The following is an 8435-nucleotide window of genomic DNA, read 5'->3' as shown; positions in this document are numbered from 1 at the left end:
TAGTTCGCTGTTTTTTTTTTTTCAAGCAGAAGACGGCATACGAGATTCCTCTACGTCTCGTGGGCTCGGAGATGTATATAAGAGACAGCTCGTGGGGACATCGGCTCATCCTAGGAGGCGTCGTCCGACCGGCGCGGGTCGGCCAGGTAGTCGTGCACGGACCGCACCGGCGCGAGCGTCAGGTCGGTCAGGACGTGCAAGGCGCTGATGACCTCGAGCACCGGCAGGTCGGCCATCGGCGCGAGGGCGTGCTCGAACAGCTGCAGGCGGGCGGGCCCGGTCCAGGCCCCCTTCACGACGATGTCGGTGATCTCGGTCCGCACGAGGTCGGCGGCGCGCAGCCCCAGGGTCGTCACGTCGGGGACGAGCTTCACCATCCAGGTCGGCACCGTGATCTGCGCCGCGGCCTCGACGGGGTCCATCGGCTCCCACTGGTACGCCATGGTCGCCGTCGCCACACGCTCGGCACCGCGGTCGAGCGTGCCGACGAGGGCGCCCTGGTCGACGCGCAACCCCGGGGTCCCGAGCACCTTCGGGTAGGCGCTCAGTTCGCGACCGGCGAGCGTCGCCGCGGAGCTGTCGAGGTACATGGCGTGCAGGTACTCGCCGACCTCGCCGTCGTGGGTGACCTGGATCGCCTGACCGGACTCGACGTAGGGGCCGTAGCCGTCGACGTCGCCCATCTTCATGACCTCGAACCGGACCAGCGGCGCGTCGACCCGCAGCGGCTCCGGCACGACGGCGCGGAGGGCGTCGGGGTCGGTCCGGTACACGACGTTGAAGTACTCGCGATCGGTGAAGCGCGTCGGGCGCAGCGGGTAGACCGGCGCGGTGAGGGGCGTGGTGGCGTGGCGGAGGACGTCCGAGGCCTGCATGGGAACTCCTTGTCGAGTTGCGATACGTTCCGTATTGAGTACGTTGTGTATCGAACGTACACCCGAGAACGAAGGACACCATGGGCTTCTCCCTGCCGACCGACATCCGCAACCGACCCGTCACCGTGATCGGCGGTGGGACCCTCGGCCGTCGCATCGCCCTGGTGTTCGCCAGCGCCGGTGGCGAGTCCCGCGTGTACGACCTCGCCGAGCCGGTCCGCACGGCCGCCGTCGAGTACGTCGAGCGCGAGCTCCCGGCGCTCGCCGCGGCGCGGGACGGGGGCGCGGTCGGCACCGTCCGCGCGTTCGACGACCTCGACGAGGCCGTCGCCGGTGCGTGGCTCGTCGTCGAGGCGGTCCCGGAGCGCCTCGACCTCAAGACGACGGTGTTCGGACAGCTCGACCGCGCCGTCGGGGCGGACACGATCCTGGCGACCAACTCGTCGTCGTACGCGAGCCGACTCGTGATCGACGAGGTCGAGCACCCCGAGCGCGTGCTGAACATGCACTTCTCCATGCCGCCGGCGCAGAACGCCGTCGACCTGATGAGCGACGGGGAGACCGACCCCGCGGTCATCGACCTGCTGCTCGAGGTCCTGCCGACCTACGGCGTCCGGCCGTTCGTCGCCCGCAAGGAGTCGACCGGGTTCATCTTCAACCGCATCTGGGCGGCCATCAAGCGCGAGTCCCTGGCCGTCGTCGCCGACGGGGTCTCCACGCCGGAGGACGTCGACGCCATGTTCGCGGTGAACACCGGTTCGCCCGCGGGGCCGTTCCGGATGATGGACCAGGTGGGGCTCGACGTCGTCCTGGACATCGAGGAGCACTACGCGGCGGAGGACCCGCACCTTCCCGAGGGTCCGCGGCAGCTGCTCCGGCAGTACGTCGACGCGGGTCACCTGGGCGTGAAGACCGGCCGCGGCTTCTACGCGTACGACCAGCACTGAAGGACGACCAGCACCGTCGGACGACCGGCACCGTCGCCGCCTAGGCTCGGGAACCGTGTTCGAACTCCACCACCTCGCCGCACAGGAACTCTGGGACTGGATCCGCCGGGGGGAGGCGACCGCGCTCGAGGTGACGGAGCACTACCTCACCCGCATCGAGCGCCTCGACCCGGCCCTCGGCGCGTTCGTGACGGTCACGGCGGACGCCGCGCGCACGAGAGCCGACCGTCTCGGGGACCTGGTGCCGACGTCCAGGCCGTTGTGGGGCCTCCCGTCCGCCGACAAGGACCTGTACGACCGCGCCGGGGTCCCCACGCGCTCCGGCACCGCGAGCCTGCCGGAGCGCCCTGCCGGGGCCGACCACCCGCTCGTCGCGGCGCTCGACGCCGCCGGCACGGTGAGCCTCGGCAAGACGGCGTCACCGGAGTTCGGGATGTCCTCGTCGTCGGAGACCCGGTTCGGCGTGACGCGGAACCCGTACGACACGACCCGCGCGCCCGGGGGGTCGTCGAGCGGGGCGGCGGTCGCCGTGGCGGCCGGGCTGCTGCCCGCGGCCGTCGGGTCCGACGGCGGGGGATCGGTCCGGATCCCGGCCGCAGCGACCGGACTCGTCGGTCTGAAGCCGAGCCGCGGGCGGGTGCCGTCGATGCCCGGCCGCTCCGGCGTCGGCGGGCTCTCCGTCGCCGGCCCGCTGACCCGGTCCGTCGCGGACGCGGGGATGCTGCTCGACGCGCTCGTCGCGCCGACCGGGTTGCCGGAACCGTCGCCGTACGCCCTGGTCACGCCGTCCCGCGGTGACGGCCCGTTCACCGCGGCGGCCGTCCGCGGTGAGGGCCGCTTCGTCGTCGGGCTGCTCGACGGCTCACCGTGGGACGACACCGTCGACGTCGTGGTCGACCCCGCGGCGCGCGCCGCCGTCGAGACCGCCGTGCGGGTGCTCGGCGAACTGGGGCACGGCGTCGAGGACGTCCGGATGCCGCGGGCGCCGTACGCCGACGCGTTCCGGGTGGCGTGGGAGAGCTCCGCGGCGCGGCTGCCGATGGTCCCCGGCATCGACCTGACGGCGCTCACGCCGCTGGTGGCGTGGCTCGTGGAGCGGGGACGGCGGCTCACCGGCACGCAGGTGCTCGACGCGATGACGGCGCTCGACACGTTCTCGGCGACGCTGATCGGTGCGTTCGACCGGTTCGACGCCGTCCTGTCACCGACCCTCGCACTGACCCCGCGGCCGCTCGGCTGGTACGGCGACGACCCGGACGAGGACTTCCGCCGCCAGTGCGCGTACTCGCCGTGGACCTCGATGGCGAACGTGGCCGGACTGCCGGCGATCACCCTGCCGGTCTGGGTCACCGCCGACGACCACCCGGACGGCGGCGGCCTGCCGATGGGCGTCCAGTTGATCGGGCGACCCGGGGGCGAGCGGGTGCTGCTCGCGATCGGGGCCCAGCTCGAGCGGCGGCTGCGGTGGCAGCGGCGGCACCCGGCTGCCTGGACCGCCTGACCGCCTGCGCGGGGGACGACGCGTGTGCATGTTCCGACGATCCACGCGTCGATCGACTCGTGGAACGTCGCACCATGCACGTGCATCGGATGCGTGTGCAAGGTGCGACGAAGCACTCTGTGATCGACTCGTGGAACGTCGCAGAACGCGTGCGAGCCGCCGCCCGGGCTAGCTCTGCTTCTCGATCGCCTCGGAGTACTCGCGGCGCATCTTGTCCCCGGCGGCCGACACCCACGTCGCCCGTGCGGCCTTCACCTTCGCCAGGTTCGTCCGCCCGAGCACGTAGTCGTTGCACACGCTGTTGAACGCGGTGCTCGCCGACGCCGTCGCCGCGGCCGAGGGGGAGTAGAAGCCGTCCACCGGGTTCTTCACGAGCATGTCCTGCGTCTTGGTCTGGTACTGGTGCGACTGCCGCAGCTGCTCGTCGATGCGGACCGCGGTGTTCAGCACCTGCGGGCCGGCGCCGAGTCGGTACAGCGCGCTGGCGTTGATGGTCTGCTCGCCGGCCTTCGTCAGCGTCGCGTCCGGGCCGCTGCCGGTGTGGTGGACGCCCTTCTCGCCGTGGGTCAGCGTGAACGCCTCCTTCGACCCGAACGGTGCGGAGAGGTAGTCGATGAGCCGGAGCTGGGCCCTGATGCGTTCGGGCGTCGTCTTCTTCAGGGCGGCGAACGAGAAGCTCGACGTGCCCTGGTAGTTCGCACCGGGGCCGCCCGTCGCTCCGAAGGGCACGATGCCACCCGTGACGATCCCCTTCGGCATGGACACGTCGAGCAGTGCGGAGATGCCGTCGAGGTGCATGAGCACGGTGCCGTTGTTGATGTACGTCTTCGCCTTCGCGCTCTCGAGGCTCGGGGTGTCCGGGTGGAAGACGCCGAGGTTCCAGAGCTTCTTGACGTAGCCGAGGGTCTCGAGCCACGCGTCGGTCTCGTTCTTGTGGGTGAGTTCGCCGCCCTTCGACATCGCCCACTGGTTCGGCACGCCGAAGGTGGCGCCGATGAAGTCGTACGCCCAGTCGACGCCGCTCGCCCCGCCCTGGCCGGCGATCGCGTACCGGCCGGCCTTGGCGTCGGTGACGGCCGTGCACAGCTCGGTGAACTCGTCCTTGTCCTTCGGGGCCGGTGCTGCGCCCGTCAGCTGCTCGATGAGGTCGGGGCGGCAGATCATCACCGACCCGAACGGCGGCCGGTGCTCGGGGACGCCGTAGATCTTCCCGTTGATGCGGGCGCTCCGCCACGACGCGGTGGGGATGTTCGCCAAGTTCGGGTAGTCCTTGACGGCGTCGCCGGAGAGGTGCTCCGACAGGTCCGCGAACTTCGCGTCGAGCAGCTGCGGGAACCGGGGCGGCATCGCGAACGTCAGGAACTCGACGATGCCCGGGATGTCGTTGCCGGCGGTCATCGTCGCGAACTTCGCGGCGAACGAGTCGCCGGGCACGAACGTCAGGTCGTACTCGGTGTCCGTCAGGCCCCCGACGTAGTCGAGGAACGAGTTCTGCGCCGGCGGCGGCGCCGCGTAGGTCACGACGAACCCGGTGGTCTTCTCGCCGTCGCCGACCTTGCCGGTGACCGAGGTGAAGAGCTCGCTGTCCTGCGGGTACGAGTAGTACACGGGCTGGACGACGCCGTTGCCGGGCAGGTCGGGCTTCGGCCCCTTGGTGATGGGGACGTAGGTCGGCAGCGCGGCCACCTGGTCCGAGATGGTCGCGGCGTTGCCGCCGGTGGAGCACCCGGTCAGGCTGCCGGCGGCGCCGAGGGCGACGAGGCCGAAGGCGGCGCCGGAGATGAGGGTCCGGCGGCTGAGGCCGCCGGTGGTGGTGTCGGTCATGGCTTCTCCCTTGAAGCGTCGGGTGGCAGTGGGGTGGTGGGGCCGTGTCAGCCCTTGACGGCGCCCGTCAGGACGCCCTTGGTGAGGTGGCGCTGCACCAGGGGGTAGGCGGCGAGGATCGGGATGATCGCGATCATCACGACGGCCATCTGGATCGACTCCGCCGGCGGCTGCATCGAGGCGTCGGACCCGGCACCGGACACCAGGCTGGAGCCCTGCAGGACGTAGGTGCGCAGCACCAGCTGCAGCGTCCACTTCGTCGAGTCCGACAGGTAGAGCAGCGCGTTGAAGAACGCGTTCCAGTAGCCGACGGCGTAGAACAGGCCGACGACGGCGATGACCGCGCGGGACAGCGGCAGGACGAGCTGCCACAGGATGCGGAACTCGCCGGCGCCGTCGATCTTCGCGCTGTCGATGAGCTCCTGCGGGATGCTCATCATGAAGCCGCGGACGACCACCATGTTGAACACGCTGAACGCGCTCGGCAGGATCAGCGCCCAGTAGTTGTCGAGGAGTCCGAGCTGCTTCACCATCAGGTACAGCGGGATCATCCCCGGCGCGAACAGGAACGTGATGAGCACGAAGGTCAGCAGCGGCCGCTGGAACAGCGATCCCTGTCGGCTGAGCGCCCACGCGGCGAGCACCGTCGACGCCAGACTGATGACGGTGCCCACGACCGTGACGAGCAACGTGGTCACCACGGCGCGGGTGACGACCCCGCCGGACAGGATCTGCACGTACGCGGACAGGTCGAACGACCGCGGCCACACGACGTAGCCGCCGGCAGCGGTGACGTCCGCCTGGCTCGACACGCTCGTCGAGAAGACGATGAGGAACGGGAACAGCACGACGGCGAGGATCAGGACGATCGCGACGGCCTTGAGTGCGAGGACGACGGGTGTGGGTTTTCCGGCCCAGACCGGACGGGCGATGGTGCTCATGACCGTGAATACACTCCCTGCTCACCGAGCATGTGGGCGGCCTTGTTCGCCGCCATGATGAGGACGAACCCGACCAGGCCCTTGACCAGACCGACCGCGATGCCCGTGGACCAGTTCCCGTCGACGACGCCGTGGTAGTAGACGTAGGTGTCGAGGACCTCGGCGGCATCGGCCCCCACGGCGTTCCGTTGCAGGATGATCTGCTCGAACCCGACGGACAGGGCCTCGCCGAGCCGCAGGATCAGCAGGAGCACGATGATGGGACGGATGCCCGGCAGCGTGACGTGCCAGAACCGGCTCCACGCTCCCGACCCGTCGATCGCCGCCGCCTCGTACAGGTTGTCGTCGATCGCCGCGAGCGCTGCCAGGAAGATGATCGTGCCCCAGCCGGCGTCCTTCCAGATCACTTGTGACGTCAGCAGCAGCTTGAACGTCTCCGGGTCGCTCATGATCCCGATGGTCCCCATGTCGAGCTGCCGCAGCGTGTGGTTGACCACACCGCCGGACCCGAGCGACTGCTGGAAGAACCCCACGACGATCACCCACGACAGGAAGTGCGGCAGGTAGAGCACCGACTGCACGGTCGCCCGGAGCCACGGCCACACCAGCGAGTGGATGAGGATGGCCAGCGCGATCGGCACCGGGAAGAACAGGATGAGCTGCAGGAACGTGATCTCCAGCGTGTTCACCGTCGCCCGCCAGAACTCCGGGTCGGCGAACATCAGCTGGAAGTTCGTGAACCCGACCCACGGGCTCTGGGCGATCGGGATGTACGGCTGGTAGTCCATGAACGCGATGACGTTGCCGATCATCGGCACGTACACGAACAGCAGCAGCAGGACCACCGCCGGCGCCACCATGAGCAGCAGCGGGTAGTCGCGCCGCAGCCGAGCGAGGAACGGGACCTTCCGCGGGGCCGGGGCGCCGCCGGACCGGGTGGTCCGGGGCTCGGTGGTCGGATCGACCAGCGTCGCGCTCATGTGGCTCCTTTGCTCACGTGGCTGGGGGTTTCGTCATCCTGTGGCGTCCGTATGATGACGGTCAAGCCGCGGTATTCACCCGCACACGAATCGAACACTGGGAGCGACGATGCACCCGACCAGACGCCACGAACGGATCCTCGCCGAGCTCCGCGTGCACGGGACCCTGTCCGCCTCGGACTTCGCCGAGCGCGAGGGGATCTCGGCCATGACGGTCCGCCGCGACCTGTCCGAACTCGCCGACCGCGGCGTGCTCCGGCGCGTGCACGGCGGCGCCGTCTCCGTCGAGACCCTGCCCACCGCCGGCGCACCGCACCGACCCGCACCCCGACCCGACCGGGACACCACCGACGGCAGCGGCGCGCTCTTCACCCTCGGGCTCGTCGTCCCCGACCCCGGCTACTACTTCCCGAAGATCGTCGCCGGCGTCGCCGAACGCACCGAGGCCCTGGGCGGCCGCGTCGTGCTCGGCGTCTCCCGCTACGAGCCCGCCCGCGAACGCCAGCAGGTCGAACGCCTCATCGCCGCCGGCGTCGACGGGCTGCTCGTCACCACCACCGTCGCCGACGCCTTCACCACCCTCGAGCTCCTCGACCACGCACCGATGCCCGTCGTCGTGGTCGAACGCTCCGTGGTCGAGGCCCCCGTCGGCTCCGCGCTCGAGTCCGTCCGCAGCGACCACGAGTCCGGCGCCGGCATCGCGGTCCGCCACCTCGCCGAACTCGGGCACCGCCGCATCGGCATGGCCGTGTTCGACACCCCGACCACCCCGCAGCTCCGCACCGGGTACGACCGCGCCGTCCGGCAACTCGGCCTCGACCCCGACGCCCCGGTCCAGGTCATCCCGGACGACCAGGGTGTGGGTGCCGCGACCAGGGCCTTCATCGAGCGCTGCCTCGCCACCGGCACCACCGCCGTCTTCGTGCACTCCGACCAGTACGCCGTCGAGTTCGTCGAGACCGTCACCGAGATGGGCCTCTCGATCCCGGACGACCTGTCCGTGGTCGCGTACGACGACGAGGTCGCGGCGCTCGCCGGGGTGCCGCTCACCGCGGTCGCGCCCCCGAAGAACGACGTCGGCCGGTTCGCGGCGACGATGTGCTTCGAGCGCATCTCGGCGACGGCGCAGGTCGGCTTCGCCCGTCGGCACATGACCCTGGCGCCCACGTTGAGCGTGCGGGCGTCCACGGCGGCGGTCGTCCACGGCCGGTGAGCGGCCGGCGCGCGATCCGCGCGCCCGTCGTGTTCACTTCGTGAGCGTTTGCGCCCCGCGGCTTGACTCCGCACACCGCCGAACGCTGGCATGGGGACGCCGTACCCCCGGAGAGGAACCGTCCGACGATGACGTCACGCCCTGTCTCTTATAC

7 protein-coding genes are annotated in these 8435 nt (G+C 70.4%); 3 read left to right on the top strand and 4 right to left on the bottom strand.

Annotated features, from left to right (window positions below; all coding sequences use genetic code 11):
* Positions 1-110 precede the first annotated feature (110 nt).
* A complete protein-coding gene (locus tag GVL05_RS19290) occupies positions 111-875 on the bottom strand; it encodes an acetoacetate decarboxylase (RefSeq protein WP_159574192.1) in 765 nt (254 codons plus the stop codon).
* An 80-nt stretch (positions 876-955) separates the two neighbouring features.
* Here GVL05_RS19290 and GVL05_RS19285 point away from each other — a divergent pair, with 80 nt between their 5' ends.
* Both GVL05_RS19285 and GVL05_RS19280 read left to right on the top strand, forming a co-directional pair.
* Positions 956-1822, top strand: a complete 867-nt coding sequence (locus GVL05_RS19285) for a 3-hydroxyacyl-CoA dehydrogenase family protein (protein WP_159574191.1) — start codon at positions 956-958, stop codon at positions 1820-1822.
* 55 nt (positions 1823-1877) lie between these two features.
* Complete coding sequence (locus GVL05_RS19280; protein ID WP_159574190.1) at positions 1878-3323, top strand: amidase; 1446 nt, start codon at positions 1878-1880, stop codon at positions 3321-3323.
* 168 nt (positions 3324-3491) lie between these two features.
* Here GVL05_RS19280 and GVL05_RS19275 read toward each other — a convergent pair whose 3' ends face one another.
* From GVL05_RS19275 to GVL05_RS19265, 3 genes are read right to left on the bottom strand one after another with little or no spacing between them, the layout of a single operon-like run.
* On the bottom strand, positions 3492-5147 hold the full coding sequence (locus GVL05_RS19275; RefSeq protein WP_159574189.1) for an extracellular solute-binding protein: 1656 nt from the start codon (positions 5145-5147) through the stop codon (positions 3492-3494).
* 47 nt (positions 5148-5194) lie between these two features.
* Positions 5195-6088: a carbohydrate ABC transporter permease gene (locus GVL05_RS19270; RefSeq protein WP_131919990.1), complete on the bottom strand. Its 894-nt coding sequence runs from the start codon at positions 6086-6088 to the stop codon at positions 5195-5197.
* Positions 6085-7068 carry a sugar ABC transporter permease gene (locus tag GVL05_RS19265; protein WP_123294248.1) on the bottom strand — a complete coding sequence of 328 codons (984 nt, stop codon included), beginning with the start codon at positions 7066-7068 and terminating at the stop codon, positions 6085-6087. Before GVL05_RS19265 ends, GVL05_RS19270 begins: the two co-directional genes overlap by 4 nt.
* Before the next feature lie 109 nt (positions 7069-7177).
* On the opposite strand from GVL05_RS19265, the gene GVL05_RS19260 reads away from it, so the two are divergent.
* Positions 7178-8281 (top strand): substrate-binding domain-containing protein, encoded by a 1104-nt coding sequence (locus GVL05_RS19260; protein WP_133937077.1) that lies wholly within the window; start codon positions 7178-7180, stop codon positions 8279-8281.
* The last annotated feature ends 154 nt before the right edge of the window (positions 8282-8435 follow it).

This window comes from Curtobacterium sp. 18060, from assembly GCF_902706105.1.
Classification (GTDB): Bacteria; Actinomycetota; Actinomycetes; order Actinomycetales; family Microbacteriaceae; genus Curtobacterium.
The sequence above is the reverse complement of the archived record's forward strand: the minus strand, read 5'-3'. Positions and strand labels throughout refer to the sequence as shown.

Coding starts and splice junctions, on each gene's coding strand:
- GVL05_RS19275 (WP_159574189.1), bottom strand. CDS start 5,147: ATGACCGACACCACCACCGGCGGCCTCAGCCGCCGGACCCTCATCTCC.
- GVL05_RS19270 (WP_131919990.1), bottom strand. CDS start 6,088: ATGAGCACCATCGCCCGTCCGGTCTGGGCCGGAAAACCCACACCCGTC.
- GVL05_RS19265 (WP_123294248.1), bottom strand. CDS start 7,068: ATGAGCGCGACGCTGGTCGATCCGACCACCGAGCCCCGGACCACCCGG.
- GVL05_RS19290 (WP_159574192.1), bottom strand. CDS start 875: ATGCAGGCCTCGGACGTCCTCCGCCACGCCACCACGCCCCTCACCGCG.
- GVL05_RS19260 (WP_133937077.1), top strand. CDS start 7,178: ATGCACCCGACCAGACGCCACGAACGGATCCTCGCCGAGCTCCGCGTG.
- GVL05_RS19285 (WP_159574191.1), top strand. CDS start 956: ATGGGCTTCTCCCTGCCGACCGACATCCGCAACCGACCCGTCACCGTG.